Annotated in this window: 1 protein-coding gene; it reads left to right on the top strand. The window is 48.0% G+C overall.

Annotation, left to right across the window (positions count from 1 at the left end):
* On the top strand, positions 1 to 1,299 hold a 1,299-nt coding region (locus R7P35_RS24745), incomplete at both ends, for a TRAP transporter fused permease subunit (protein WP_318093005.1).

The following is a 1,299-nucleotide window of genomic DNA, read 5'->3' as shown; positions in this document are numbered from 1 at the left end:
GGGTTGAGGCTGCGGCTTCTACCGGTGGTCAGTTGATGCCTCCGGTGATGGGGGCGGGCGCGTTCATTATGGCGTCTTACACTCAAATTCCTTACGTGGATATCATTGCTGTATCGTTTGTCCCTGCGTTGATTTATTTCTTGTCGGTCGCGTTTTTTGTGCGTATCGAAGCGAAGCGTAGCGGCGTGCAGAAAATTACAACCAGTGACGAATCGCTTATCAAAGTTCTGGTGAGTGGTTGGCACAACCTCATTCCTTTGGTGGTTCTGGTGACGTTGCTAGTGAAAGGTTTTACACCCACTTATGCGGCAGGCCTTTCCATCATTTCTGTTGTTGTCTCTTCGTGGTTTTCGAAAGATCACAAAATGGGACCAAAAGCGATCATCGAGGCTATGTCTCAAGGCGCGAAGAACATGGCAACCACCGCTGTCTTGCTGGTGGGTATTGGTTTAGTGATCAACGTAATCAGTACCACAGGCATCGGCAATACATTCTCTTTGATGATCAATGGTTGGGCGAATGGTGATTTGTTCATCATGCTCGTGTTGATTGCTTTGGCATCGTTGGTTTTAGGTATGGGCTTACCTGTGACAGCGGCGTATATTGTTCTGGGCACTTTGTCTGCCCCTGCCTTGTATAAGTTGATTGCCGAGAACCAACTTTTAGAGTTGATGGTTTCAGGGCAATTACCTGAGCAAGCGAAAGCGATCTTCATGCTAGCGGCACCAGATAAGCTCGATCTTCTCAATGCGCCAATGGCGCTGGAAACGGCGAAAGAAATGCTGTCACTGGTTCCTGCTGATTTTGTTGAAACGCTCCTAGGGCAAAGTCTGGGTTTAGAGGCGGTTGGCTTGGCATTGTTGGCTGCGCATTTGATCATATTCTGGCTCTCACAAGACAGTAACGTTACGCCACCAGTGTGTTTAACCGCATTCGCAGCGGCGACCATTGCGAAAACGCCACCAATGCGAACAGGCTTAATGGCTTGGAAAATTGCGAAGGGGCTGTACTTGGTTCCATTGTTAATTGCCTATACCGGGTTGGTCAGTTGGGATGTGACATCAGTAATTACGGTCGGCTTCTTTGCGATAGTGGGTACTTACGCGCTCATTGGTGCCATTGAAGGTTATTTAGAAGGACCATTGAATATATTGATGAGACTGGTTCTGCTTACTATCGGTGCGCTTTTGGTTTGGCACGATATTCCAATCTTAATTCGTGTGGTGTGCTGCGCGGTATTCGTTGCCGTGTTTGTTTACAGTGGGCGCAAGTTCAAATTGCAACAGTCTCAACTTTCGG

The organism is Vibrio sp. Vb0304, from assembly GCF_033338995.1.
GTDB lineage: Bacteria > Pseudomonadota > Gammaproteobacteria > Enterobacterales > Vibrionaceae > Vibrio > Vibrio alginolyticus.
The sequence above is the reverse complement of the archived record's forward strand: the minus strand, read 5'-3'. Positions and strand labels throughout refer to the sequence as shown.